Here is a 25,433-nt window from a genome sequence, read left to right as displayed (position 1 = left end):
ATAGATAAGGTTAATGGTTGGTACTTGAATTAATTATTGCCTCCCTTTTTAACGCGGCTTTCTTCATCGCCGGCACCACCGCTTCTTCTTTGTGGTACGCCTTTGATGGGCTTACCAAAACGATAGACGAAGGAAACATTCACTACCCTTGAATCACGGTTATTACGGAACCAGGCTTCGGTTGATTTGAAGTTGATATTTCCTTTAGGGATCTGGGTATAGAACATATCACGGATATTCATTTTAAGGGTGCCCTTGCCCTTCAGGACCTGCTTGGAAACACCCGCAGAAGCAGCGCCCATTGGGTCGATCACGATCTGGCCTTCAATTCCCTTTGTCCTGTACCAGCCACTCAGTTCTGCACTCCAGCCCTTGTTGAACTTAAACTGGTTGTTGATGTTCACCAGGAGGTTTCCACCGGTAGCATTGAGGTCTTCACCATTAAGGTTTCCAAAGAACTCACTGTAGTTGTAGTTGGTATATACAATGGCGGTCCACCATTTCTTCACCGGAATTTGTGCGCTCACTGCAATCCCTGCATTCTTCCTGGTACCAATGTTTCCCTGCCTAACGATGGTAGCGTATCCATCCTGGTCAAAGGTTTCCATGAACAGGTCCTTGGTATGGCTATAGTTTAAGGTGGTGGTCAGGAAACCTTTATAGGTATGTGTAAACTCGATATTGTTCGTGAACTGAGGCAGAAGGTAGGGATTACCGGCTGCATAGGTGAACTTATCCAGGAAGAAAAGGAATGGGTTCAGGTCCTGGTAGGCAGGGCGGTCGATCCTCCTTCCGTAGGAGAAGGCAAACTGGTTCTTGTCATTGGCATTATAGCTGACAAACAAGGTAGGGAACAGGCTGCCGTAATCACGGGTGAAGGATGAATCCTGGCGCTCAGGGTTGCCGAACTGGCTTCCTTCAAGGCTGGTATATTCATAGCGTAAACCGGCCTGGATTCCCCATTTCTTGATCTGCTTATTATAGTTGATGTAGGCTGCAGCGATGTTTTCCTTGTACTGGAAATGGTTGGTCTTTCCGTAATCAGGCACCCAGGTATTCCCAATAAGGTTGTCGTAATTGGCAACGTTATCGGTGTTTACATTGCTGGCCTTCACACCGGTCTCGATCTTGGAACCATTCTTCAGTGGCTGTACATAGTCGATCTTGGCGCTGTAGATCTTAATATTGATGGGAAGGATACCACGCAATTGCTCATTATTCTTGGGTGACCAGCTGGGATCGTAGATAGTGTTATTGAAATACTGGTTGCTGTTAGAGCCATATTTTACGAAGTCAACATCTGCTGTTAACTCCCTTCCGGTTGAGTCAAACTGGTGACGTAAGTTCAGGTTGACACTCTTGTTCTTCCATTTGTCCGTATTGTTGCTGGTGGCGTAGATGATGGAATCGATATTGGCGGCATTATCCATCATATAGCTGGTGTTGGTACCGGTTTGCTTTTCTGGTGATACATTACCATTCAGTACAATACCCAGTGTGGTCCTCTTGGTCAGGAAGTAATCCGCACCGATCTTGAGGGAATAGTTGTCATTCTCGTTCTTCATGAAGGAATTCTGCTCGAAAATAGCTGTCAGTTCTTTAGAATTGGGATCCTTGAATTTGCGTTTGATATCCAGGTTCTGGAAACCATTCCACCTGCTTACACTACCATTGGCAAAGAAGTTGAATTTGCCGGTACGGTAGTTCAGGTTAAAACTGTTATTGGTCTTCCAATAGGCCCCCTGGCCATAGTTAAGGGTCAGGCTGCCATTGAAGCCTTTTTGCTTGTTCTTCTTGGTCTTGATATTGATGATACCGGAATTGCCGGCTGCGTCATACTTGGCAGATGGATTGGTAATGATCTCGATCTGGTCAATATTGCTGGCGGGCATTGACTTCAGGTAGTTGTTCAGCTGGTCGGCAGTTAAATAGGTAGGCCTTCCGTCCATCATCACGGTTACACCCTGCTTGCCCTTAAGGCTGATATTGCCATCCTTATCCAGGGTGACACCGGGTGATTTCTCCAATACTTCCAAAGCGGTTGCACCCACATTGGTAACGGCGGCATCAACGTTCACCACGGTCTTGTCGATCTTCTGCTCGATGAATGGCTTGCGGGCGGTAACGGTAACGCCTCCCAGTTCCTTGGACTGGGCTTCCATTTTCAGTTCCGGTGCCTGGGCAGCTGAACCGTTCACCTCGATCGGTTGGGAATAGGTCTTCTGGTGTCCTACTGCTGTGACCATAACAAGGTATTGACCGGTGGCCAGGTCTTCGAAGCTGTACCTGCCCGACTTGTCGGTCGACAGGATCTTGGCTACTGAGGAATCCTTGGCCTTAAGCAGGCTGACCGTTACGGCTTCAGCTGGTTTCTGGTTACCGTCCACAACAGAACCGGTCAATTTCCCTGTTTTGGTTTGTGCCTGGCTGACGAAGGATAAGGTGGATAAGGCTAAGGTCAGCAAGGTGATCGACTTTTTCATAATAAGGTTCTTTTATTAGTTTGGTACTCTACAAGGTTAATTACAGTTCAAAAGTAGGTACTATGTAATGCAAAATACATTGTTTTGTGTCGAATGGTCGTTAAATCTGATTTCCGGCAAAAGCAATGACCTTATTGTGACGCAGATCTGAGAAAGAGGTTACAGGTAATTTTTCAATTCTGATGGAAGGTGTTAAAAAAGGAAGAGCGGCTTCCGGGTGGGGAAACCGCTCTTCAGGGAAAAATATGGATGGTAAACTAGGCTACCTGGCCTTTGGATGCGGGTGCTTTTAATTTGGGCATCCAGAACCAAAGGATAACCCCTGCGATGACCAATCCTGTAGAGATCAGCTCCGCTTGGGTGGGATGGAATCCCAAAATGTCGTATTTCGTATTCACCCTGATCTTCTCAATAAAGAACCTTTCCAGTCCATTCACGATCAGGTAAACGGCAAAGAGGCGTCCGGGGACCGTGATCTTTTTCCTGATGGACCAAAGGAGGGTGAAAAGGAGGAGTCCGGCGATGGTTTCATAAAGCGGGGTCGGGTAATGGGCCTGGGCCAGTTCATTACAATATTGTCCAACACAGCCGGGGATGGGTACTCCTTCGTTTAATACATTATGGGGGTATTTATAGGCCCATGCCCAATCCGGCAGCCAGGAAAATGGATTGGGTTTGCTGTTGGCAATGCCCCAGTCGCCGTCCCCGGCCACCTGGCAACCTATCCTTCCAACGGCATAGGCCAGCATCAGGCCCGGTGCGGTGGCATCACATAAATGCCTAAGTGAGATCTTGTGTTTGCGGGCATACCAGCCAATGGCCACTGCTGCACAGATCAAACCGCCATAGAAGGTCAGTCCGCTGAAGCTAAGCAAGGCGCCAATTGGATCAGCCTTGAATTCATTCCAGTTCTCCAGGTTATGGAAGATCTTGGCCCCCAGGAACCCAAAGATCGCAGCGAAGACAACGAAGTCCCCTACCCTGTCCTGCGGCCAGATCCTGATGGTCCGTTGTTCAGGTTTGGGCAGCTGCTGCTTTTTCTTTTCCCACCATTTTAAGCCAGCAAAAAGGGCTCCTACCAAAAGGCCGGTGGGTAGGCTTCCGTCGCTACTGAAAATGAAAGCTTGCGGATCTTCAGGACCCACCACGAAAGCCCCAATGATCTTATAACCCAGCAGGAAGCCCAGGATAAAGTTGGTCAGCAAATCGCTGATGCTGGCCGGCTGGCCAATCGTGATCTGGGTTTCCTCGTATTGTAAGAGCCCGGCCTTGCTCTTTCGCCTGAGTTCAAGCGTAAGGGTCCAGGCTGCGCCCAGGAAGGCAAGGGCTACAAAGAAGCCAAAGGAATTAATGAACCGCAGACCGGGGATGTCGATCCCGAAAAGGTCCTTGAAGGCATAATAAAGATTGGGATACATTTACCTGTATTGAATGTCTTGACTTGTAATTGGTTCCGCAATTATAGGAAGAAATAGCCGAGCATGGACTTCCGCTAAAAATAAAAGCCTCCCCAAACAGGGAGGCCTAATTGAACAAAGCTGAATCGGGTTCAGCAAAACTTAACAATATTGTTCAAAAGCTGCGATCAGGTTATGGGCGATCATCTGTGCCGGACGTCCTTCGATCTGGTGGCGCTCAATGAAATGAACCAATTGACCATCCTTGAAAAGGGCAATGGAAGGGGATGATGGCGGATAGGGCATCAGGTATTCCCTTACCTTTTTTACAGAATCAATATCAAAACCTGCAAAAGCAGTGGTCAGGAAATCTGGCTTCTTTTCACTGTTGTTGACTGCCATCAACACCCCGGGACGGGCCGTGCCGGCAGAACAGCCGCAAACGGAATTGATCACCACCAGTGTGGTACCCTTCTTGCTCATCTGGGTATCAACCTCTTCAGGACTCAGGAGTTCAACGAAACCTTGCTCAGTGAGCTCCTCTTTCATGGGCATTACTATCTCAGCTGGATACATGTTGTTAGAATTTTAAAATAGTGGACAAAATTACTGAAAAAACAGGCGGCGGAGTCAATTGTTTAAAACTGCCGATATGGCATTTTTAATTTTTGGAGTGCGACTAAATGGCATATATATTAACTTTTCGGTAACCAAAAACTGGAAGGAATGGCAGCAATTTTTAAATGGTATCTCCTTTGTTTGTACTATACCATCAATTGAAAAAAATAAAAAGAAATAATTATGGCAACAGTTAGAATGCAACATCCGGCAAGGCAATTTGGTGGTCTTATTGATAGCTTCTTCAACGAGCTGAATGGATTTACCCCGCAGGCACAAGTGTCCAATTCACAGGCTCCGGTGAATATCGTAGAAACCACTGATGCCTATCATATGGAACTGGTGGCCCCGGGCCGTACCAGGGAATCCTTCAAGATCAGTGTGGAAAATGGATTGCTGACCATTTCCTATGAAGCGCCCAAAGAAGAAGGCCAGCCCGAGTTCAAGCAGATCAGGAAGGAGTTCAAATTGACCTCTTTTACCAGGAAGTTTACCCTGGACGAGACCATAGAAGCAGATGGCATCCAGGCAAAATATGAAAATGGATTGTTGAAGGTATTCCTTCCCAAAAAGGCAGAAGTGAAGTCCCTTCCCAAAGAGATCGTTATACAATAAAGATTGTTTCTCATAAGCAGTTGGTTTTGGTTTACCCCCGGTGTGTTTACACCGGGGTTTTTTGTTAGGTCTGTAATATCTTGCCGCTAACTGCTACAAACAGGATGGTTTAATTATTATGGACGCTGAAAAGGAATTCCTGGAACTAATAAGGTTGAATGAAGCGATCGTGTACAAGGTTTGTAACCTGTACCAGAAAGATCCGTCATTGCGTGAAGACCTCTTCCAGGAAATCATCCTGAATGCCTGGAAAGGCTATCCATCATTTCGCAGGGAGTCGAGGTTCAGTACCTGGCTCTACCGGGTGGCCCTCAATACCGCCATCAGTTTCTACCGGAAATCCCAAAAAATTGTGGCCACAAGTTCATACCTGGACCGGGACCTGGATTTTCCAGAAAATGGGAATGAGGAGGAGGAGGCGCTCAAGTCAATGTATGCTGCCATTGGAAGCTTATCCAAGGTGGATAAGGCCGTGGTAATGCTCTACCTGGAAGATTATAGTTATGCTGAAATGGGTGAGATCCTCGGTATATCAGTCAATAATGTAGCCGTAAAAATGAATAGGATCAAGGCAAGGCTTCGGGGCCTTGTCGCTCAACAAAATTAAATGGAAGACTATGGAGTTGGATGACCTGAAAAACAAACTCAAGGACAAATTAGCTGCCAGCTGTGAAAGGAAGGAAGACCTCCTGGCCATTATTCACGGAAGGTCGGGTCAAACCATTGGCAGGCTGAAACGCAGCCTGGCATTTGAGATATCCATTTCTATCCTGTTTGCTATTCTAACGCTGTTGTTAATGGTGACCACCGATAACCCCAATGTTCGGGAATTATCTGGATTTTTATTCATCTATTGCCTGGGTTTTGTAGTCTACATGTGGCGCGTTTGGGTTCAGGTGCGCAGATCAGGAAGTATTTATTCCTCTTCTATGTTGGACGCCACCAGGAAGATCCATGATACCTTATCTCAATATGTTAAAGTTTGTTTCCTTTTTTCCATGCTGGCTGTGCCAGTGGTTTGGGTCATTATGATCAGGTTTGGGATGAAGGAAGCTAAGGTAGAAAAAGGTGATCCCTTCATCTTCTTCCGTCAGGTAAAGTTCCAGATTTTACTGGCCTGGCTGATTGTTTGGAGCCTGTTTGTATATTTCCTTTCACGCTGGTACCTGCGCAAACTGTATGGCAATCACCTGGATGATTTGCGTGACCAGATCAGGGAACTGGAAAATGGTTGATGTTAATTTCTCGCTAATATTCTAACATTTTGTTTATGAACCGTCTGTAAAAAATGAATTATTATTGTTGCCACTTTTCACCCTACCAAACAACTATCAGAGAATGGCAGCATTTCGTTTTCGGGTTTATTGGTTGACTTTTATTGCACTTTTGTCTGGCTTTGTTGCGAATGCACAGGTTGATAGTACCACCCAACACCCGGTATTGGATACCGTTCCAGTACAGGTTAAGGAAGACACTACCCTTCGGATCCTGAACCTAAATCCTTATATAACCCTGCATGTGGATTCTACCCTATCCTATGACCTGGATATCAATAGGGATTCTTCACAGTATTTCTGGTTCCTGAAAAATGCACCGGTTGGTTTGCGGATCAATAAGGATATAGGTGTCCTTAGCTTCAAGGCAGATAAGAGTTATTTCCTTTCCGGCAGGTTGAAATATGACCAGGAGTATAAGGTTTACCTGGGTGTACAAAATCTCCAGAACCCCAAGGAGCGTGTTGATACCTTCTTTACCCTCGTTTTTTACAATACAGAGATCATTCCTTCCAGGATCAAGCCTACGATCCTGAACAATATGATGATCGACGAAGGTGATACCCTATCGTTCAGGGTGCAGTGTGAAACCGGCAGTTTCCCAATTGACGCCATCACCACCCTAACCAGTGTGCCCATCAAAAGCTACCAGGGGGTCAATAAATGCAATGATGAATTCAAATGGGTGATCCCCTACGATTATGTGCGGGAAGGAAAGGATTCGGCAAATGTCCGCCCACTGATCATCACCTTTGTGGGAACTGATAAGTTCCTGAATCGTGACACTGCAGCTGTGAGGGTATATGTTCGGGATGCCATTAATTATCCCTACCGCCTCCAGGAATACAATAAAATGGTAAAGGATGTAGAGCGCTATATCCTGCAACTGAAGTTTACTTTTAAGGAATTGGATAAAAAAGTAAGGTCAACCAAGAATACCCGGACCGGTTTCGACCTTACTTCGGGCACCATGGCCATGGGCGGTACCATCCTATCTACCATGCCTGATGAAAGCCAGAAGAATGCCGGTAAGATACTGCCCAGTGTGGGGGTGACCCTGGTACCGGTTAAGGAAGCCGTGGCCCCGGTTAAGACCTATGAGCAGAATTCTGCCGCACAGGTCCGTACCAGTATCAAGCGCCTGGAGTACCTGCTTTCTGATAATATCCTGAACAGTGAAAAGGATCCCGACATCCTCGCCAAGATCAAGAAGTTACGCGATGAGTTGAAACAGACCCAGACACAGCTGATCGATGTCCCCATGTTGGATACAGGGGTGCTGAGCGAGGATGAGTTGAATGATTATTTCAACAACCCCAAGGTGAACAAGAAGTACAAACTCTCAAAGAAGTAATTATTGCCCGACGCAATTTTCCTTCCTCCTGGTATCAATGATGTATTGGATCTTCCATTCCCCATTCATTTTTACCAGCTGAAAGGAGTTGACGCCACAATGGCTGAATTTGGTGCCAATATAAAATTGATAGGGTGTCCAGACCGTGGCCAGGTCAGTATCGATCAGGACCTTGTCGAAAACGATCCTTTCATCGTAAATATCCGTATGGGGTTTAGCCAGTGAGCTGACAAAGGCGCTTACCTGTTCATTCCTTACCATGATGCTTCCGTCCTTTTTCTTCGCAATGGTTTGAAGTACGGCCTCAGGCGCGAAAACTGACCTTAACAGGCTGGTATCACTGTTACGCATAGCCGTAAACAGGTTGGAAACGGTTTGCTTTACTGCTTCTTCCTCGTTCGTTTGTGCATAGGTGTTAATGCTGGCCAGTGTTAATAAAAACAAAAACAAATTTTTCATAACCGTACTTTGCGGGTTTTTGGCAAATAGTTTGATTAACTAAACTAAACCCTCAAATGCTCCCTATGCAAAAAACTTTACAAGCGGTAGTCCTGGGCAGTTTCCTGCTGGGCGCCTGCAGTAGCTCCCGAACCGTTAGCAGGCCAGCGCCTCGTCCCAGCCAGCCAACCGTGATCATTGTGGATGATCGCCCGAACAAGCTGCCTCCCGGCCAGGCAAAGAAGGTCTATGGTGGTTCCGCCAAAGACCATGCACCAGGTCATCGGAAGAAGCAAGTGGTCTATTACCCCTTGATCATAATCCGGACACCTGATATTGTTATCCGTCCCTTTGGTGATGGAAGGTATTACTACAAGAATGCTGCTGGATATTATTACTGGCAAGGGTCCGACGGAAGGCTCTACCTTGACGAGCAATATGTAAGGTATGCCAGGTACAATGACAATGAATACAATGAATGGAAAGGCAGGGGTGGAAAGAAAGAAAAGGATGATGATGATGACCGTAAGGAGAATGGAAACGCGAAAGGAAAAGGGAATGGTAATGGAAATGGCAAAGGCCAGAGTAATGGCAAAGGAAAAGGCAAAGGAAAGGATTAATTGAAATAGATAGCCCCCGGTTCGGGGGCTATTTTTTATCTGCTAATCCTGTGGTTATCACCAGCAGCCTATTTGTCCCTTATTCCTCATCGGCCTCATGGTGTCGCCTGATATCCCTGATCAGGTCTGTGAGGGGTGCTTCCCCTCCCCGCTCCCATTTTCCTTCTTCCCAATCCCTGATCTTACGGTCGGTATAATCCTGGTGCATCTTCCTGGTCTGTTGTAACAATGCCTCATCCATTTCAGCCTGTTGTTTGCGGTACAGGCTGCTGAACTTCCGGGTGCGCTGCTGTTCTTCTTCCAGGGTGTTTTCAAGCCTCGACATCGGTACCAGTTCTTCCTGCGCCAATGCAATATCGTAAGGGCCGACAGGCAACATCATTTTTGCGATGATCGGCGCGGTTTCGAGAAGGATAATGAGCAGGCTAATAAACAGGTTGCTCCAGAAAACACTGGGCTCTTTTTCGTTCAGGTCCTGCAAGGCCTTATTCCTTTCCAGGAAACCGATATTGTTCCGTATCGCCAGGGCGTAGGCTACCCTTTTGGCTTCCAGGCTATCATTAACAGAGGTGATGATCCGGTTATGGTAAGCAAGTGCAGAGTCCAGCGCAGCTGACTCATTGGCGAATGATGCCCGGGTCTGGCCAAAGGCATCCATCTTGAGGCGTGTGATCCGTTCAATTCCCCTTTGGCCTGAGCCGCCGGTTCCATCTGCTTCCCGAAGGTAGGCCTGCTGCATCAGGAGCAGGGTGTCTTCCATGGCCTGCTTTCTTGCCAATATCCTGTCCTTTTCCATTCTCGACTGCTGGAGTTGTCTTTCAGTTTCCATTTGTAATTGCCGGTCATTCTCTTGCACCTTGGTATGGATATTGGCTTCCACCTGGGTGTTGATCTCTTTTTCAAAAAGTTTTAATTCCAGGGGGCGGGCAATAGTGATCCCAATCATGACGGCCAGCAGGATCCGTGGGATGGCCATCCGCCATTGCCTGGCTGGTGAAATGCCGTATTTACGGATGGTCGATACGAGGAAACGGTCAAAATTAAAGATGATGAGTCCCCATACCATTGCAAAAAGGACAGCCCATAGGGCATTCCCAAAGATGGTGTAAAATGCATAACCGGAGGAAAGGGCAGCCAGCACAAAGGTGGCCAGCAGTACCCCGCCAAGGCCGGCATATTTGTTTTGTTCCGTTGGGTATTGTTTTAATAAGGGTGTATGTGCCCCTGCGCACCACCAAAGGAAATTGTTCCCATCGCCGCTGCTCCCGGAAAAGGCATCGTAGCCGGCAATATCCCGGTCGCGGCCATTTTTGTCAATAGCCATCACAATAAATTAAGTTGGTAATTAATTAGGTAGAAGTGGGAACAATGCAAATAACGGCAATTGGCAGCCAGGGATTGCAGGGGAATTCTTAAGAAAAATAAAATTTTTTGCCGCCCTGTAATGCCCCCAGCCGGCTGTTTAAGGGGTCAATATCCTTAATTACCGTTACTTCACCCGGGCATCTGAATTGGTATTTTCGGTCTTATACAGTAAAATTGCACGGACCAGATTCAAAATTTTAACTGATCAACGCATAAATGGCCAAGAATTTATTGATAGTGGAGTCCCCGGCTAAAGCCAAGACCATTGAAAAGATCCTGGGTAAGGATTTTGAGGTGAAGAGCTGCTACGGGCATATCAGGGACCTGGAAAAGGACGAGATGGGAATTGACATCAAGAACAAGTACCAGCCAAGATATATTATCCCGGAAGAGAAGGAAAGAGTGGTAAAGGAACTCAGGCAACTGGCAAAGAAGAGCGATGAGGTCTGGCTGGCAACGGATGAGGACCGCGAAGGGGAAGCCATCAGCTGGCACCTTTGCGAAGTACTTGGCCTTGATCCCTATACTACCAAAAGGATCGTATTCCATGAGATCACCAAACCTGCCATCCAGAAAGCGGTACAGTCGCCCCGTACGGTTAACATGGACCTCGTTAACGCCCAGCAGGCAAGAAGGGTCCTCGACCGAATTGTAGGCTTTGAATTAAGTCCCGTGCTCTGGCGTAAAATGAGCATGCGCAACTCCCTCAGTGCCGGTAGGGTACAGAGCGTTGCGGTTCGCCTGATCGTGGAGAGGGAAAGGGAGATCAATGCGTTCAGGGCGGTTAGCCAATTCAAGATCGATGCGATCTTTTCCGCTAAGGATATCAATGGCCGTTCGGTAACCTTCAAGGCTGAAGGCCAGCGCTACAATGACCAGGAAGGGGCAGAAAAATTCCTCTCCTCCTGTATCGGGGCGAATTATGCCGTTGCCGACATCCAGGTGAAACCAGGAAGAAAGGGCCCCGCAGCACCATTTACCACTTCTACCCTGCAACAGGAAGCGAGCCGGAAATTGGGTTATTCCGTAAGCAAGACCATGTTGCTTGCCCAGAAACTGTATGAAAGCGGTAAGATCACCTACATGCGTACGGATAGCGTTAACCTTAGCGAAACAGCCATGGAAGGGATCCGGAGCCAGGTGAATGGCATGTATGGCAACAGGTATTACCAGCCACGCAAATTCCGGAACAAGAATGAATCTGCCCAGGAAGCCCACGAAGCCATCCGTCCCACTTATATGGACAATATGGTGGACGATGACCCCGAAACAAGAAGGCTCTATGAACTGATCTGGAAGCGCACCATGGCTTCACAGATGGCTGATGCAGAACTGGAAAAGACAATCGCTAAGATCAGTATCTCTACCAATAAGGAAGAACTCACCGCAAGCGGCGAGGTCCTGAAATTCGACGGTTTCCTCAAGGTTTATATGGAAGACCGGGATGAGGAGGATATGAATGAAGAGGAAGGAAATGAGAGCATGTTACCACCGCTGGCGGTTGGACAAGCGCTTCCCCTGAAGGAAATGTCTGCTACCGAACGATTCAACCGCCCTGCTCCCCGCTATACAGAAGCATCGCTGGTAAAGAAGTTGGAAGAACTGGGAATTGGCCGTCCTTCCACCTATGCCCCTACCATTACTACCATCCTGAAGCGTGGTTATGTGGAGAAACGGGATAAGGAAGGAGTTCGCCGTGATTACAGGATACTGAAACTCGAGCAGGACCATATTGCCAAATCTATGGCGCAGGAAACCACAGGTGCAGAAAAATCAAAACTTTTCCCGACCGACCTCGGCCTGGTAGTGACAGACTTCCTCAACCAGTATTTCAATGATGTGATGGACTATGGCTTCACTGCCAAGATCGAATCAGAGTTTGATGAAGTAGCTAATGGAAAGCGTCAATGGCATAAGATGATCGATGAGTTTTACAATCCCTTCAAGAAGGATGTTGAAAAGACCATCGAAACAGCCGAACGTATCAAGGGCGAGCGTGAATTGGGTATGGACCCTGCATCCGGTAAGAAAGTAGTTGCCAGGATGGGAAGATATGGTCCCATGGTGCAGATCGGTGATGTGAATGATGAGGAGAAGCCCAGGTTTGCCAAATTGAAATCCGGTCAAAGTATTGAAACCATCAACTTTGACGAAGCCATGGAACTGTTCAAACTTCCGTTGACCATTGGGGAATACGATGGACAGGAAGTTTCGGTTAATGTTGGCCGTTTTGGACCCTATGTGAAATGGGGAGAGGAATTCATATCTATACCAAAAGGAGAAGACCCGTTATTGGTAGACCTCGACAGGGCCATTGAATTGATAGGTGTGAAGAGGCAGGCGGATGCCCCGATCGCTTCCTATGAAGGGATGCCGGTTACAAAAGGCAAAGGAAGGTTTGGTCCCTTCATCAAATGGAATGACCTGTTCATTAATGTGCCAAGGGCATATAATTTCGATAACCTCAGCCAGGCGGATTGCGATGAACTGATCCGGAAGAAGCTTGAAAAGGAGGCCAACCGCTTTATCCAGCAATGGCCGGCGGAAAAGATCTCTATTGAGAATGGAAGATGGGGTCCATTCATCCGCTTCAACAAAAAGATGTTGAAGGTTACCAAAAAGGCTGATGGTTCAAAATATACGGAAGCAGACCTTCAGGGCATTGATCTCGAAGCGATCAAGAAGATGATCGAAGAGCAGGTGCCGGGTGCATTTGAGAAAAAGACAAAGACTGCCGCGAAGAAAGATGCCCCAGCCAAAAAAGCAGCCGCAAAGAAGGCAGCCCCCAAGAAGGCTGCGGCAAAAAAATCAACCAAAAAATAACCATTCGGCCCTGGCCGATGGTGTTATAGAGGACCGTTCTTTATTTGCCAGCAGGTAGTAACCTGCTCGTAAAAAGGAACGGTCTTCCGTTATTAACCAATGTGGAAAAGTAAGTTTGAAGGATGGAAAAAGGGAAACGAAATTTATTAGCGAAATACTAACAATAAAAGACGGGCCCTGGTCGTCTTAGTGTTGAAGCTGATCCTTTAAACCCTTTGTGCGAATGGAAGAAACCCGTGAAATATCAGCCCTTTTCCATCTCATCGACGATCCTGATGATGAGGTATTCACTACGGTGAGTGACCGGATCATCTCTATCGGGTCCAATATCATCCCCAACCTGGAACATTTATGGGAGAACACACCTGATGAATCAGTACAGGAGCGGATTGAGTTGCTGATTCACCGGTTGCATTTCAGGGACCTTAGTGATGAGTTCATGGTTTGGCGCAACCAACCTGAACCCGATCTCCTGGCAGGAGCCATGCTGGTGGCGAAGTTCCAGTATCCAGACCTGAACGTGGACCAGGTCATCAGGGATATCGAGAAGATGCGTCGTAATATCTGGCTGGAACTCAATAGTTACCTCACAGCATTGGAGCAAACGAATGTACTGACGACAATCCTTTATAACTATTACCATCTCAAGGGGACTGAACTGAATTACGAACAGCCCAATGATTTCCTTATCAACAAAGTGTTGGATGCGAAGAAAGGAAACTCATTAAGCAATGGTATCCTTTACCTGATCCTTTGCGACCTGCTGGATATTCCTATCCGGGCCATCAATATTCCCAAGCAATTCGTACTGGCGTATTTTGATATGGAGCCCGGGCAATGGAACCAATTGCCCAGCAATCCCATTCACCGGATACAGTTCTATATCGACCCGGCAAGTGGCCAGGTATTTACTTATAAGGACGTGGAAACCTACTTCAGGAGGATCGCTGTTCCCCCTACTTCAGCTTACTTCCGTCCGCTCAGCAATGTTCGCGTGGTCCAGATGTTGCTGGAAGAGTTTGCCAAATGTTTTGAGAATGACAAACATCTTTATAAGCACAGGGAACTCATGGAACTTGCGGAAAGAATCGGGGAATAGACCCACTCCTTTCCGATACCGTGCACTTCGGTTTACCACTCCTTCTTTATCCTATTCAAGCATTTTTGTCCGGCTTTTATTGGTCCTTGGTTGCCTCCAACAATCACTATAGAAAAAGGTGTATCCCAAAATCACTGGAATACACCTTTGCTATGTTATTATTGAAAGAGGTTGAAGGATGGAGCCAGATGCAGGCGCCTGCCCCTTCCCTATTTACAAACTCAATTCCCAGCCTGGCCTGCGATCCAGCTTCACGAACTGGTTGGCTTCCTCGAAATTGGTGATGCGCATGTTCCTGGCATCCCAGAGCAGGGTTTTACGCCCCATATACTTATCACCCCATCCCTTCATCTTGGGATTCACCAGCATCCAACTCCTGATGGCCAGGTTACCGATCAGGATACTTTCGGTAAAGGGACCGGCAAATTCAAATGGTGAACTGGTAGTAGCTTTACCGTAACCGGCGATGCAGGCATTCACCCATTGGGCATAATGACCTTCAGGTACCCTTGCAATACTGGGTTGGGGAAGGGTGGTTTCCTTCATCAGTTTGGTGGGCAGTAACCTTGGATTGTCGCCATAGCAATCAACCAGCATCTTACCCTTGGTGCCAATGAAGAGGGCTCCTCCATCCCAGTTGCCAAATGCTTCTTCCGGCAATAATTCATCGGGTCGCTGGGGTAATAAGCCACCATCGTACCAGGAGACCTTGATATTCCCTTTCCCATCCTTCCTTGGATAGTTGAGGTGGATGATGGAAGCTGGTGGGCAACTGTCTACAAAATTACCTTCCACGAAAAAGTTCTTCCAGGAATTCACCACTGAACACTCAACTGAGTTGGGATAATCGATAGGTAAAAGACGGAATACCGGGTCCATGATATGGCAGGCCATATCACCCAGCGCCCCTGTTCCAAATGCCCACCATCCGCGCCAGTTGAAAGGTACATAGGCCGGGTTATAATCAATATATTTTGCCGGGCCAAGCCAGAGGTCCCAATTCAGCTCCTTGGGTACTTCATGGTTGCCTGTGGGTGTGGGAATACCTTGTGGCCATACCGGCCTGTTGGTCCAGGCATGTACCGTATGTACTTCACCAATAAGGCCGGCGTCGAACAACTCCTTTGCCTTTCTTACCCCATCCCCGCTTCCGCCCTGGTTACCCATTTGGGTCACTACCTTATAGCGTTTAGCCGCATCCGTTAGTAACCTTGCCTCATAGATATCATGGGTCAGGGGCTTTTGCGTATACACATGCTTGCCCAACTGCATGGCAGCAAGGGTGGCATTGGCATGGGTATGGTCGGGTGTGGAAATGGAGACCGCGTCAATATTATTCTTTTCCTTTTCCAGCATCTCGCGGAAATCCTTGTAATAATTGGCCTTGGGGAAATTTTTTCGGGAAGTGGCAGAAGCCCTGTCATCTACATCGCAAAGCGCTACAATATTCACTTTTCCTGTTTTGAAAAACTCTGCGATATCACTCTGTCCTTTACCTCCCGCCCCTATACCCGCTACATTGAGTTTGTCGGATGGGGCAACAAATCCCTTACCGAGGACATGCCTCGGAACAATAAAGAAGCTGGCAGCTGCTACTGAGGAATTCCTGATGAACTTTCTCCTGGAATTGGATGCTGAAGGCATTTAAAGCAATTGATAGTTAATGATGGATGAATTTACACAATCATTCAAATCCATTGGTCATAATTCCATTGAAAATTATGGTTGAATTAGCTAGTTTGGCGCTAAAAAATGGAGATCAGTTGGAGTGATTTCGAAAAGATCGATATCCGTGTAGGCACAATAGTTAAAGCAGAGCCCTTCCCCAAGGCCAGGAAGCCGGCCTATCAATTGAGTATCGATTTCGGTGAATTGGGTATAAAGCGATCCTCAGCACAGATCACTGCATTGTATTCAATAGAAGACCTTGTGGGAAAACAGGTAATTGCTGTGGTGAATTTTCCTCCCAAGCAAATAGCCAATTTCATCAGTGAGTGCCTTGTCCTTGGTATATACAATGAGCAGAACGACGTTGTATTGCTACAACCGGAAAGGCCAGTTGGAAATGGTCATAAGATCGGGTGAACATTCATTGCAGGTCTTCACTGGTAAAGGAAAGGGGCAATAGCATGCTGGCCTTTTCAATGATGTATACCTTCCCTTCCATTCCTCCCAGGATCAATCGTATGGGGTGCTTAACCCTTTGCTCGTATTCCTGCAGGGATTGGCGGCAAATCCCACAAGGTGAGATCGGATGGTCTGATTCTACGACCGAGCTTCGGTAGCTGATGGCCATGGTTTCAATGGGTATTTTCGGGTAAAGCGAAGCTGCTGCTGCCAGCAGTACCCGCTCTGCGCATAACCCTACCGGGAAGGAAGCATTTTCCTGGTTGGAGCCTGCAACGATCTCGCCATTCACCAGTTTGGCCACTGCCCCAACATGGAAATTGGAATAGGGCGCATAGGCATTTTCAGTAACCTCCCTTGCTTCCGCCAGCAACCAGGCATCTTCCTCTGAAAGGTCTTTTATGGAATCGTAAACGGTATACTTGAATTGATAGGTCTCTTTTTTCATGGTTCGGTTATTGATGGCAGTGAAGAGAAAAAATCCCCCGTTTTCAGCGGGGGATCGTTATTGAAATGTAGTTTATTTAATTGTCTTGAACAACCTGTTCCACCGGATGCCGTTATTCAGGCTCATCCAGATGATGGAAGCCTCCCCTACTATATGGTCTTCCGGAACAAATCCCCAGAAACGACTATCCTGTGAACCATGACGGTTATCCCCCATCATCCAGTAATAATTCATCTTGAAAGTATACTGGTTGGTGGCTTTGTCATTGATGAAGAACTGGCCATTCTTCTGTTCCAGTTTATTCCCCTCGTATACGCGGATGGCGCGTTCATAAAGTGAATAATTGGCAGGCGTAAGGGTTAAGGTTGCTCCCTTTGCCGGAATCCAGATGGGACCAAAGTAATCAATGGTCCATTTGTGCAGCGTGTCGTAAGGGAAACATACATTTCCCCACATCCTGGAATCAACCTGCGAAGGGCTGATCAATTGCGGTGTAATGTTCCTGGCCAGTCCGGAAGCCTTCAGTTTTTCAACTGCCTCTGCTGTAAGCAGCATCACATACTTATTGCCATTCATCGCAGCAAACTCTTCAGGGTTCTCAATATCGATATTGTAATCCTCCTTCATTACTTCCGCATTGAGGGGTTGCCCATTGGTCTCAATTTCATAAGTGATCTGGGAATGGGGCGGAATGAACCCTGGCTGGCCGTTGATATATACATTACCATCTCGTACTTCCAGGGTATCCCCGGCAATGGCCACACAGCGCTTGATGTAATTCTCCCTTTTATCAACCGGCCTGATGACCAGCGGGTAGGTATCCGGGTCACCCAGGATGATCTTTCGGCCTGCATCCAGACTTCCATTGCCTAATCTCCTAGCTACATCGTAATAAGGGTCCTGCGACTGGAATTCGGGTTTATTGATCACGGTATCACCGGTTGGGAAATTGAAAACGACCACGTCATTTCTCTTGACAGGACTTTCAAACCAGCGGCTGTAGGGGATCTGTATCAGTTCACTGTAAGACCTTGCATTGGTTCCAGGTATGGTATGATGCATAAAAGGTATGGACAAGGGGGTACCTGGCACCCTTGGACCATAACTGATCTTGCTTACAAATAGAAAGTCATTGATGAGCAGGGTCTTTTCCATTGAGCCGGTTGGAATGGTATAGGCCTCGAAAACAAAGGTCCTGATGATGGTAGCGGCAACAATTGCGAATATGGCTGCATCCACCCATTCCCTGATGGCAGATTTCTTATAAAGTTTTACACCTTCCGGACCTATGTATCGGGAGTTTTTGTCAAAACCTACATAAGGGAAATAGGCAAAAGGAAGAAGGCAGGTAAGCGCATGCTCCCAGAAGGCAAATTTGCCAAAACATTTTACCCATTCGATAAAAATGCCCATGGTAACAAACCAGCCGACAACGGGGATGAATTGCCAGAAGAACCAGTGTTTGGGGCGTTTGGCCACCTCCAACATCACCCAGGTATTATAGAAGGGAACGAAGGCTTTCCATTCCGCAACCCCGGCCTTTTTGAACATTTTTGCAAGGCCAATGGCGGGTAGGATCACCAGTAAAAGGGAAATCAATGCTACGATCAGGATTTGATTCGTTGTCATTCAATGCTTTTTAGATTCGGACAAAAATACCATTCTGCTTCAAAAATGGAGTTTCTTCATGGTATTTGTAGCCGATTTGTTCAAAATATGACAGCCAAACCTTCAAAGATTTTGTTAAGGATGCTTCTGGCTTTGTACATTCGTAATCACGCATATGCATCATTTCACAATCAGCGATATTGAACAGCTAACCGGTATCAAGGCCCATACCATCAGGGTATGGGAGCAGCGCTATAGTATTTGTACCGGTAAGCGGAAGGAAAGCGGGCATCGTTTTTACGATGATGAAGACCTGAAAAAGATCCTGCGCCTGGCCTACCTGTACCATAATGGGGTGAAAATTTCAGCGCTTGCTGAAATGAAAGAGGATGAATTGAGTTCTGTCGCCCTCTCCCTTTCCCCCCAGGGGCAGTTCGATGTGTTCATCAACCAATTGCTGGAAGTTACCCAAACCTTTGACCAGTACAACTTCGAGAAGTTGTTGCATATGATCATCCTCCACCTGGGCTTTGAAAAGACCATACTGGAGGTTGTTTATCCCTACCTGGAACGGATAGGGCTATTGTGGTTAACCGATAATGCCATACCGGCGCAGGAACATTTTGCCAGCAACCTGATCCAGAAAAAACTGATCGTGGCGATCGATGGCCTGGATGCACCACCGCCAGGGGCAAAACGCATTATCCTGTTGTTCACTCCTCCTGGTGAAGCGCATGAATTACCCTTGTTATTCATGCATTACCTGATGAAGAAGAATGGTAACAGGGTGATCTATCTTGGCAAGGAGGTTCCTGTGGAAGTTATTGAAGCCTTCACCAGGAGATTTGAGGTTACCCATTTGTACTTCCACCTGATCACCCATTTGCAAGAGACCGATCCCGCTGGGTACATCAGGTCACTGGTTACCGCTTTTCCAGCCATTAAGATAACCGGCTCCGGACCTGCCTTAGCAAAAATGGATGACCAACCGGCAGGATTCAGCCTGTTGTCATCCATGAGTGCTATGTTGAAGTTCGCTAAAGCTTCCTGATCATTTTCGGGGAACCACATTGTTCACCACATCTTCACGTGTAATGGATTTTCCGGAGAGGATGACCAGTCGTTCCACCACATTGCGCAATTCCCTGATGTTTCCTGTCCAGTTATAGTTCTTTAATGCGTCCAGGGCATCCCTCTCGATCTCTTTTTTGGCTATGCCATATTCTGCACAAATGTTTTCCAGGAACCTGTCAACAAGGGCCGGGATATCCTCACGGCGTTCATTAAGCGAAGGCACATGGATCAGGATCACACTTAGCCTGTGGTAAAGGTCAAGCCTGAAGTTCTTATCCTCTACTTCCTTAAGCAGGTCTTTATTAGTGGCGGCTATAACTCTTACATCAACAGCTATTTCCTTGTCGCCACCAACCCTTGTGATCTTGCCTTCCTGCAGCGCCCGAAGCACTTTAGCCTGGGCACTCAGGCTCATATCGCCAATTTCGTCGAGGAAGAGTGTCCCTCCGTTGGCTTGTTCAAATTTTCCGATGCGTTGTTTGATGGCTGAGGTAAAGGAACCTTTTTCATGACCGAACAATTCACTTTCGATCAATTCTCCCGGAATAGCGGCACAATTCACTTCGATCAATGGACCACCCGACCTGTTGCTCTTTTCATGCAGCCAGCGCGCCACTAATTCCTTACCAACCCCGTTTTCCCCTGTAATGAGCACCCTTGCTTCAGTTGGGGCCACTTTGTCAACGGTTTCCTTGATACGCATGATGGCGGGTGAATCGCCGATCATTTCCTGCACCCTTCCTACTTTTCGTTTCAGGACTTTAGTTTCCGTTACCAGGGTTGTTTTATCCATAGCATTCCTGAGGGTGATCAGCAGCCTGTTAAGGTCTGGTGGCTTGGAGATATAATCGAATGCCCCTTTCTTCACAGCTTCCACAGCAGTTTCAATGGTGCCGTGACCGGAGATCATGATGATGGGAACATCCGGATTGGCCTCCCGGGCCTTCTCCAGGAATTCAATGCCATCCAGTTTCGGCATCTTGATATCACACAAAACCACGTCGTAGGTTTTTTCCCTGAACTTTTTCAGGCCTTCTTCCCCATCGGAGGCTTCATCTATCTTATATCCTTCGTAGGAAAGGATCTCTCCCAGTGTTTTCCTGATGGCCCTTTCATCGTCTATGATCAGAATGTTTGACATTTTTCTATTGCTGGTTTAATGGTGAAGACTGCAGAATTGTACTGCCCAACTATTGTGGTTAAGGTACCCAAATGTACCAATTAATGCAAATCAACCCCTTATGGCAATTTGCTTGCCATTTTTTTACGGAATACTTGATGCCAATCGAAAAATTGCACAAAATGCCAATCGTATTAATACGAAAAAAATCGGGTAGTTCTGAGATTGACAAAAAAAGACAGTCTTACTAGCTTTGACTTATCCTAATGAAGAAACCCAAATAAGATCCACCTATGAACAACATTGAAAAACCCTTTAAGACGCCTGCCGAGATCAGTGTATGGCAGTTGACAACCCGGCTGGTTATCCTTGCCGGTATCCTGATGGCTTACAGCTATTGCTTCATGTTAACAGTAGAAAGCGTGCTGAAACTTGCCAGCAGTTAAGTTTTTGTAATGGAAATTTGAAATGGTTAATGACAACAGGGCCGCCCGAAAGAGCGGCCCTGTTGCTATTAAAAAAGCCGACCAATTGGACGGCTTCCCTGAACTATTGGTAAGATCACTTCTTCATGTACATTACATCCTTCACCAGCTTTACGGTCCTGGCTACATCGGGTAATGCAGCGGTAACAAGGTTAGGGGCATAGTGAAGCGGTGCATCCGCAGCGGTAATCCGACGGATCGGGGCATCGAGGTAATCGAATCCTTCCTTCTGGATGCGGTATGAAATTTCTGAAGAAACAGAAGCGAATGGCCATTGTTCTTCAACGATCACCAGCCTGTTGGTCTTCTTCACACTTTCCAGGATGGTCATCCAGTCGAGTGGACGAATGGTACGAAGGTCGATCACTTCTGCGCTAACACCTTCCTTCTCCAGTTCTGCAGCAGCACCCAGGGCTACTTTCATCATCTTATTGAAAGAAACGATGGTCACGTCACGGCCGGCCTTCTTTACATCAGCCTTACCCAGAGGAATATAATATTCTTCTTCAGGTACCTCAGATTTATCGCCGTACATCTGCTCACTTTCCATGAACACAACCGGGTCTTCCTCGAAGCGGATGGCTTGTTTCAGCAATCCCTTGGCATCATAGCCATTGCTGGGGGAAACCACCTTGATACCGGGAATATTGGCATAATAGCTTTCAAAAGCAGTAGAGTGCTGGGCACCTAATTGTCCGGCAGAGCCATTGGGGCCGCGGAATACGATGGGACAAGAGATCTGTCCGCCACTCATGGCCAGCATTTTGGAGGCTGTATTCAGGATCTGGTCCATGGCCAATACGGCAAAGTTCCAGGTCATGAATTCAACTACAGGGCGCAGGCCGTTCTGGGCAGCACCAACTGCCACGGCAGCGAAACCGAGTTCAGAAATAGGCGTATCGATTACCCTTTTGGGGCCGAATTCATCAAGCATACCCTGGCTAACCTTATAGGCACCATTGTATTCGGCCACTTCTTCACCCATAAGGAAAACACGCTCATCGCGACGCATTTCCTCGTTCATGGCCTCCCTGAGGGCTTCTCTAAATGCGATTGATCTTGCCATTCATTTGCTTTTTTGGAGTGGCAAAAATATTGGTTCACTGGCAATTGCGCAAAAAATGTAGTGTCTTGCCGGGATATTTAGAAATTCTGCAGTCCATCCCATGAAAAAAGCCCCGAAACCGGGGCTTTTTAACATTATCTGGGGATAAATCCTGACCGGTCTTCAACCAGGGCCTGGACCTTATGTACTTTCATTTTTTCGTATGCGGCCAGCCGCTCCTTGAATTCTGCATCCCTGTCGGCAGGTACTGCCCTGAAGGAGCCGGTTCCAATATATTTCACCGCGCTGCCGAGGCAATCTTCGGTAATATCGCCCCATTTCTTATCCAACCCATCCGGAACCCTGCTATCGGGAGTAAAGCCATTGAAGTAACTACCCTGGTTCAACTGGTTCACGATGCGGATGGAAACCGGGAAAATATACCAGTCGCCAATGGGAATGGGGAAATACCCAACCGGCTTACCATTGGAGTTTCTTGGCCCGATCACTTTCACATCAGTTACCGGCTTCATCACATTGATCACGGCTTCTGATGCAGATGCCGTATTCTGGGAAATGATAAAGAATATCCTGGTGGGATTCACCGCACCCTTCTTGGCAAAATTCACCGTTTCATTATACTGGGAATACTTGTCATTGAAGGTTTCCCTGTACATCACCTTGCCATCGGCTGAGGCTGGGGCGAGGTAATTGGCCAACAGTTCCTGAAGGGCTACATAACCTCCTCCATTGTAGCGAAGGTCCACCACCATTTCAGTAACCCCTGCCGTGGCAAACTTGGCAAAGGATTGTTCAAAACCAGCGGCTATCTCTGTCTGGTCGCCAAGGAAGGAGTTCAGTACGAAATAACCTGTCTTCTTTCCATTGATGGTATATACTGTATCCAGAATGATCGGCTTTTCCTTATATGTCGTATTCGTCAGGGTGATCTCAGTTGTGGTGCCGTCAGGCTTCGTGAAATTAACGGTCGCCGGGCTACTGCCATAGATGGCATTTACGATAAAGTTGATACTGGCATCAGTGGTGTTGATGTTGGAATTGCCATTGATCCTGGTGATCCTCCAGCTGCGCTCAACGCCTGCCTTGCCTGCAGGTCCATCTTTTTCTACATAAGAAACCCTCAGGTCATCGGATGTCCTGAAGAAGATACCTAAGCCCTTATCACCGGCAATACCGCCACTGATATTGTCCCATTCTGCTTGCTTAACTGCGAAACTCCACCTGTCAACCGGCCCGGTAAAACCAGGTTCATTGCTATAAGTGCGGATCGCTTCCATGATGGCATTGGGATCGGCATAGGAACGGGGGTTGAAACTACCTGGGATCTGGTTGTACCACAGGTAAATGTCACGGGTATAAAGGAGGGTGGTATCCTTTATTTTATCAGCTTCAGTTACGGTGGTTCCTCCCCCACCGGTATTGCCACCTCCAGGGTTATCTGACTCCTTCTTACAGGCGGTAAATACCAGTGCGATCAAGGCCAGGTGCACAAAGAAACGTTTCATAAAGGGTCTATTTTGTCTGAAATTACTTTTTTGTTTTTAACGAAAAAACTATGTGGAAGGTTTGGGAAGCTAAAACACCCAAAAACATTAATAATGGACAATCTTTAACAATTCACCTGCCTTGCCATGATCCAGTCGGTTTGGGGGTCATTGCCAAGAATAAATACTTGTTGCCCAACCCTTTCAAAACCATGATGGCGGTAAAATCCTATAGCCCTTGTATTCTTCTCCCATACTCCCAACCAGATCCAGTCATGCTGATGAGCTTGGGCGAAATCAAATGCCTTTTTCAATAAACCAGCTCCCACCCCCTTGCCGATACAATGCTTCACGGTATAGATGCGGGAAAGCTCAATTGGGTTGGTTGCCCCCGGTAAAAAATCAGCCCTGCCTGGAAGGGAGTTGAGTTTCAGGTAGCCAACCGGATCAGTGCCCAGCCATGCGATAAAAAATGCCAAACCTTCTTTTCCAACCTCGGCTTCCAGCGAAGCTTTGGTGAATTGTTCATTCATGAACAGGTCCATATCCTCGGCTGTATTGTCAGCGGCAAAGGTGTCGTAAAAAGTGCTACGGCTTAGGTCAGCAATAAGTTCAGCCTGGTCGGGGCCTGCCGGGTTAATCGTCAACTGATCGCTCATGAGTCCCAATTTAAGGTTACAAGGTAGGAAAAGCATGAAATGAAAAATGCTCCTTTTTACCAGCGTAAAAAGGAGCATTCCCTATGACGAACAGGTCACAGGCTTTCGATCACCATGGCGCTTGCACCACCACCACCGTTACAGATGCCTGCAGCACCATAACGGGCATTGTTGGCCTTCAGCACATTGATCAGGGTAACAATGATCCTGGCGCCACTGCATCCCAGCGGGTGTCCCAGGGAAACAGCTCCCCCATGGACATTCACTTTGGATGGGTCCAGTTTCATCCTGCGGCTATTTTCAATTCCTACTACGGCGAAAGCTTCATTGAGTTCCCAGTAGGCAATATCTTCCATGCTCAGGCCTGCCTTCCGGACAGCATTGGGAACCGCCAGGGAGGGAGTGGTGGTGAACCATTCCGGTGCCTGCTCTGCATCGGCATAGGAAAGAATCCTGGCGATCGGTTTCAGTCCGAGCTCAGCTACTTTTTCCTTACTCGCCAAAACCAATGCGGCTGCTCCATCATTCATGGTAGAGGCATTGGCAGCGGTTACGGTCCCGTCTTTCTGGAAGGCCGGACGGAGTTCAGGGATCTTTTCAAATTTTACGTTCCAGGGCTCTTCATCCCTTGCAAAAAGGATAGGGTCCCCTTTCTTTTGCGGGATGGCAACAGGGATCACCTCATTGGCAAACTTCCCCTGCTCCCAGGCAGCCTGGCTGCGCTTATAGCTTTCAATGGCGAAATGGTCCTGCTCTTCCCTGCTGATGCCACACTCGCGGGCACAGAGTTCCGCAGCATTGCCCATCGCCTTACCATCATATACATCAGTAAGGCCATCCTTTGCCAGGCCATCGATCAGGGTGGTATTGCCGTACTTATTGCCCCAGCGCATGTTCTCCACATAGAAGGGCACATTGCTCATGCTTTCCATACCACCGGCAATAACTATATCGGCATCACCCAGCATAATGCTCTGGGCTGCCTGGGCAATGGCTTTCATGCCACTGGCGCAAACCTTGTTGACCGTGGTACAGTTCACATCATTGGGAAGGCCGGCAAATTTGGCAGCCTGGCGGGCTGGAGCCTGGCCAAGGTTGGCCTGGATAACACAGCCCATCAATACATCATTTACCTGTTCAGGTGCGATCCCTGCTTTTTCAAGGGCGCCCCTGATGGCAAATGATCCTAATTGTGTTGCGGAAAAATCCTTGAGGCTTCCCCCAAAGCTTCCCATAGGCGTGCGGACAGCGGAAATGACATATACTTCTTTCATAT

At 47.4% G+C, this 25,433-nt stretch carries 23 protein-coding genes; 10 read left to right on the top strand and 13 right to left on the bottom strand.

Annotation, left to right across the window (positions count from 1 at the left end):
- Nucleotides 1-29 precede the first annotated feature (29 nt).
- The 3 genes from KJS94_RS04880 to KJS94_RS04870 form a co-directional block, all read right to left on the bottom strand.
- Nucleotides 30-2,483, bottom strand: coding sequence for a TonB-dependent receptor domain-containing protein (locus KJS94_RS04880; protein ID WP_214446194.1), 2,454 nt, complete (start codon nt 2,481-2,483; stop codon nt 30-32).
- A gap of 257 nt (nt 2,484-2,740) precedes the next feature.
- Nucleotides 2,741-3,901, bottom strand: a complete 1,161-nt coding sequence (locus KJS94_RS04875; RefSeq protein ID WP_214446193.1) for a prolipoprotein diacylglyceryl transferase — start codon at nt 3,899-3,901, stop codon at nt 2,741-2,743.
- A 141-nt stretch (nt 3,902-4,042) separates the two neighbouring features.
- Nucleotides 4,043-4,456: a BrxA/BrxB family bacilliredoxin gene (locus KJS94_RS04870; protein ID WP_214446192.1), complete on the bottom strand. Its 414-nt coding sequence runs from the start codon at nt 4,454-4,456 to the stop codon at nt 4,043-4,045.
- 225 nt (nt 4,457-4,681) lie between these two features.
- Between KJS94_RS04870 and KJS94_RS04865 the strand changes: the two genes are divergently transcribed.
- The 4 genes from KJS94_RS04865 (at nt 4,682) to KJS94_RS04850 (ending at nt 7,741) form a co-directional block, all read left to right on the top strand.
- On the top strand, nt 4,682-5,113 hold the full coding sequence (locus tag KJS94_RS04865) for an Hsp20/alpha crystallin family protein (protein WP_214446190.1): 432 nt from the start codon (nt 4,682-4,684) through the stop codon (nt 5,111-5,113).
- A gap of 118 nt (nt 5,114-5,231) precedes the next feature.
- Entirely contained in the window at nt 5,232-5,720 is a 489-nt protein-coding gene (locus KJS94_RS04860; protein ID WP_214446189.1) for an RNA polymerase sigma factor, read from the top strand.
- Between the two features lie 10 nt (nt 5,721-5,730).
- Complete coding sequence (locus KJS94_RS04855; protein WP_214446188.1) at nt 5,731-6,348, top strand: hypothetical protein; 618 nt, start codon at nt 5,731-5,733, stop codon at nt 6,346-6,348.
- A 103-nt stretch (nt 6,349-6,451) separates the two neighbouring features.
- On the top strand, nt 6,452-7,741 hold the full coding sequence (locus KJS94_RS04850; protein ID WP_214446187.1) for a hypothetical protein: 1,290 nt from the start codon (nt 6,452-6,454) through the stop codon (nt 7,739-7,741).
- Here the strand turns inward: KJS94_RS04850 and KJS94_RS04845 are convergent, their stop codons facing one another.
- Nucleotides 7,742-8,200, bottom strand: a complete 459-nt coding sequence (locus KJS94_RS04845; protein WP_214446186.1) for a nuclear transport factor 2 family protein — start codon at nt 8,198-8,200, stop codon at nt 7,742-7,744. It abuts the gene before it with no gap.
- Between the two features lie 65 nt (nt 8,201-8,265).
- Here KJS94_RS04845 and KJS94_RS04840 point away from each other — a divergent pair, with 65 nt between their 5' ends.
- Entirely contained in the window at nt 8,266-8,799 is a 534-nt protein-coding gene (locus tag KJS94_RS04840; protein ID WP_214446649.1) for a hypothetical protein, read from the top strand.
- 79 nt (nt 8,800-8,878) lie between these two features.
- On the opposite strand, the gene KJS94_RS04835 is transcribed toward KJS94_RS04840, so the two are convergent.
- Nucleotides 8,879-10,123 carry a DUF4407 domain-containing protein gene (locus KJS94_RS04835; RefSeq protein ID WP_214446185.1) on the bottom strand — a complete coding sequence of 415 codons (1,245 nt, stop codon included), beginning with the start codon at nt 10,121-10,123 and terminating at the stop codon, nt 8,879-8,881.
- 257 nt (nt 10,124-10,380) lie between these two features.
- On the opposite strand from KJS94_RS04835, the gene topA reads away from it, so the two are divergent.
- Both topA and KJS94_RS04825 read left to right on the top strand, forming a co-directional pair.
- Nucleotides 10,381-12,987: a type I DNA topoisomerase gene (topA, locus tag KJS94_RS04830; RefSeq protein ID WP_214446184.1), complete on the top strand. Its 2,607-nt coding sequence runs from the start codon at nt 10,381-10,383 to the stop codon at nt 12,985-12,987.
- 223 nt (nt 12,988-13,210) lie between these two features.
- A complete protein-coding gene (locus KJS94_RS04825; protein WP_214446183.1) occupies nt 13,211-14,086 on the top strand; it encodes a transglutaminase family protein in 876 nt (291 codons plus the stop codon).
- Between the two features lie 213 nt (nt 14,087-14,299).
- Here KJS94_RS04825 and KJS94_RS04820 read toward each other — a convergent pair whose 3' ends face one another.
- Complete coding sequence (locus KJS94_RS04820) at nt 14,300-15,730, bottom strand: Gfo/Idh/MocA family protein (RefSeq protein WP_214446182.1); 1,431 nt, start codon at nt 15,728-15,730, stop codon at nt 14,300-14,302.
- 108 nt (nt 15,731-15,838) lie between these two features.
- On the opposite strand from KJS94_RS04820, the gene KJS94_RS04815 reads away from it, so the two are divergent.
- A complete protein-coding gene (locus KJS94_RS04815; protein ID WP_214446181.1) occupies nt 15,839-16,171 on the top strand; it encodes a tRNA-binding protein in 333 nt (110 codons plus the stop codon).
- 4 nt (nt 16,172-16,175) lie between these two features.
- On the opposite strand, the gene KJS94_RS04810 is transcribed toward KJS94_RS04815, so the two are convergent.
- Both KJS94_RS04810 and lepB read right to left on the bottom strand, forming a co-directional pair.
- Nucleotides 16,176-16,661: a cytidine deaminase gene (locus tag KJS94_RS04810; protein WP_214446180.1), complete on the bottom strand. Its 486-nt coding sequence runs from the start codon at nt 16,659-16,661 to the stop codon at nt 16,176-16,178.
- 72 nt (nt 16,662-16,733) lie between these two features.
- Nucleotides 16,734-18,290: a signal peptidase I gene (lepB, locus tag KJS94_RS04805; protein ID WP_214446179.1), complete on the bottom strand. Its 1,557-nt coding sequence runs from the start codon at nt 18,288-18,290 to the stop codon at nt 16,734-16,736.
- A gap of 154 nt (nt 18,291-18,444) precedes the next feature.
- On the opposite strand from lepB, the gene KJS94_RS04800 reads away from it, so the two are divergent.
- Nucleotides 18,445-19,320, top strand: coding sequence for a MerR family transcriptional regulator (locus tag KJS94_RS04800; protein ID WP_214446178.1), 876 nt, complete (start codon nt 18,445-18,447; stop codon nt 19,318-19,320).
- Here KJS94_RS04800 and KJS94_RS04795 read toward each other — a convergent pair whose 3' ends face one another.
- Nucleotides 19,321-20,484: a sigma-54-dependent transcriptional regulator gene (locus KJS94_RS04795; RefSeq protein WP_214446177.1), complete on the bottom strand. Its 1,164-nt coding sequence runs from the start codon at nt 20,482-20,484 to the stop codon at nt 19,321-19,323. It lies immediately after the preceding gene.
- Between the two features lie 272 nt (nt 20,485-20,756).
- On the opposite strand from KJS94_RS04795, the gene KJS94_RS04790 reads away from it, so the two are divergent.
- Complete coding sequence (locus tag KJS94_RS04790) at nt 20,757-20,909, top strand: hypothetical protein (RefSeq protein ID WP_214446176.1); 153 nt, start codon at nt 20,757-20,759, stop codon at nt 20,907-20,909.
- 115 nt (nt 20,910-21,024) lie between these two features.
- Here KJS94_RS04790 and KJS94_RS04785 read toward each other — a convergent pair whose 3' ends face one another.
- The 4 genes from KJS94_RS04785 to KJS94_RS04770 form a co-directional block, all read right to left on the bottom strand.
- Nucleotides 21,025-22,014 carry a pyruvate dehydrogenase complex E1 component subunit beta gene (locus KJS94_RS04785; RefSeq protein WP_214446175.1) on the bottom strand — a complete coding sequence of 330 codons (990 nt, stop codon included), beginning with the start codon at nt 22,012-22,014 and terminating at the stop codon, nt 21,025-21,027.
- A gap of 134 nt (nt 22,015-22,148) precedes the next feature.
- Nucleotides 22,149-23,519 carry a S41 family peptidase gene (locus tag KJS94_RS04780; protein ID WP_214446174.1) on the bottom strand — a complete coding sequence of 457 codons (1,371 nt, stop codon included), beginning with the start codon at nt 23,517-23,519 and terminating at the stop codon, nt 22,149-22,151.
- Nucleotides 23,520-23,623: 104 nt separating this feature from the next.
- A complete protein-coding gene (locus KJS94_RS04775; RefSeq protein WP_214446173.1) occupies nt 23,624-24,157 on the bottom strand; it encodes a GNAT family N-acetyltransferase in 534 nt (177 codons plus the stop codon).
- A 95-nt stretch (nt 24,158-24,252) separates the two neighbouring features.
- Nucleotides 24,253-25,431, bottom strand: coding sequence for an acetyl-CoA C-acyltransferase (locus KJS94_RS04770; RefSeq protein ID WP_214446172.1), 1,179 nt, complete (start codon nt 25,429-25,431; stop codon nt 24,253-24,255).
- Nucleotides 25,432-25,433 lie beyond the last annotated feature (2 nt).

Source organism: Flavihumibacter rivuli (assembly GCF_018595685.2).
Classification (GTDB): Bacteria; Bacteroidota; Bacteroidia; order Chitinophagales; family Chitinophagaceae; genus Flavihumibacter; species Flavihumibacter rivuli.
Note: the sequence above shows the minus strand (reverse complement) of the source record. Positions and strands in the feature narration are given on the sequence as shown.

Excerpts from the sequence above, each read along its gene's own strand:
- KJS94_RS04875 (WP_214446193.1), bottom strand. The coding sequence starts at position 3,901 with ATGTATCCCAATCTTTATTATGCCTTCAAGGACCTTTTCGGGATCGAC.
- KJS94_RS04870 (WP_214446192.1), bottom strand. The coding sequence starts at position 4,456 with ATGTATCCAGCTGAGATAGTAATGCCCATGAAAGAGGAGCTCACTGAG.
- KJS94_RS04850 (WP_214446187.1), top strand. The coding sequence starts at position 6,452 with ATGGCAGCATTTCGTTTTCGGGTTTATTGGTTGACTTTTATTGCACTT.
- KJS94_RS04795 (WP_214446177.1), bottom strand. The coding sequence starts at position 20,484 with ATGTCAAACATTCTGATCATAGACGATGAAAGGGCCATCAGGAAAACA.
- KJS94_RS04820 (WP_214446182.1), bottom strand. The coding sequence starts at position 15,730 with ATGCCTTCAGCATCCAATTCCAGGAGAAAGTTCATCAGGAATTCCTCA.
- KJS94_RS04775 (WP_214446173.1), bottom strand. The coding sequence starts at position 24,157 with ATGAGCGATCAGTTGACGATTAACCCGGCAGGCCCCGACCAGGCTGAA.
- KJS94_RS04800 (WP_214446178.1), top strand. The coding sequence starts at position 18,445 with ATGCATCATTTCACAATCAGCGATATTGAACAGCTAACCGGTATCAAG.
- KJS94_RS04785 (WP_214446175.1), bottom strand. The coding sequence starts at position 22,014 with ATGGCAAGATCAATCGCATTTAGAGAAGCCCTCAGGGAGGCCATGAAC.
- KJS94_RS04855 (WP_214446188.1), top strand. The coding sequence starts at position 5,731 with ATGGAGTTGGATGACCTGAAAAACAAACTCAAGGACAAATTAGCTGCC.
- topA (WP_214446184.1), top strand. The coding sequence starts at position 10,381 with ATGGCCAAGAATTTATTGATAGTGGAGTCCCCGGCTAAAGCCAAGACC.
- KJS94_RS04780 (WP_214446174.1), bottom strand. The coding sequence starts at position 23,519 with ATGAAACGTTTCTTTGTGCACCTGGCCTTGATCGCACTGGTATTTACC.
- KJS94_RS04840 (WP_214446649.1), top strand. The coding sequence starts at position 8,266 with ATGCAAAAAACTTTACAAGCGGTAGTCCTGGGCAGTTTCCTGCTGGGC.
- KJS94_RS04810 (WP_214446180.1), bottom strand. The coding sequence starts at position 16,661 with ATGAAAAAAGAGACCTATCAATTCAAGTATACCGTTTACGATTCCATA.
- KJS94_RS04825 (WP_214446183.1), top strand. The coding sequence starts at position 13,211 with ATGGAAGAAACCCGTGAAATATCAGCCCTTTTCCATCTCATCGACGAT.
- KJS94_RS04790 (WP_214446176.1), top strand. The coding sequence starts at position 20,757 with ATGAACAACATTGAAAAACCCTTTAAGACGCCTGCCGAGATCAGTGTA.
- KJS94_RS04835 (WP_214446185.1), bottom strand. The coding sequence starts at position 10,123 with ATGGCTATTGACAAAAATGGCCGCGACCGGGATATTGCCGGCTACGAT.
- KJS94_RS04770 (WP_214446172.1), bottom strand. The coding sequence starts at position 25,431 with ATGAAAGAAGTATATGTCATTTCCGCTGTCCGCACGCCTATGGGAAGC.
- KJS94_RS04865 (WP_214446190.1), top strand. The coding sequence starts at position 4,682 with ATGGCAACAGTTAGAATGCAACATCCGGCAAGGCAATTTGGTGGTCTT.
- KJS94_RS04815 (WP_214446181.1), top strand. The coding sequence starts at position 15,839 with ATGGAGATCAGTTGGAGTGATTTCGAAAAGATCGATATCCGTGTAGGC.
- KJS94_RS04860 (WP_214446189.1), top strand. The coding sequence starts at position 5,232 with ATGGACGCTGAAAAGGAATTCCTGGAACTAATAAGGTTGAATGAAGCG.
- KJS94_RS04880 (WP_214446194.1), bottom strand. The coding sequence starts at position 2,483 with ATGAAAAAGTCGATCACCTTGCTGACCTTAGCCTTATCCACCTTATCC.
- KJS94_RS04845 (WP_214446186.1), bottom strand. The coding sequence starts at position 8,200 with ATGAAAAATTTGTTTTTGTTTTTATTAACACTGGCCAGCATTAACACC.
- lepB (WP_214446179.1), bottom strand. The coding sequence starts at position 18,290 with ATGACAACGAATCAAATCCTGATCGTAGCATTGATTTCCCTTTTACTG.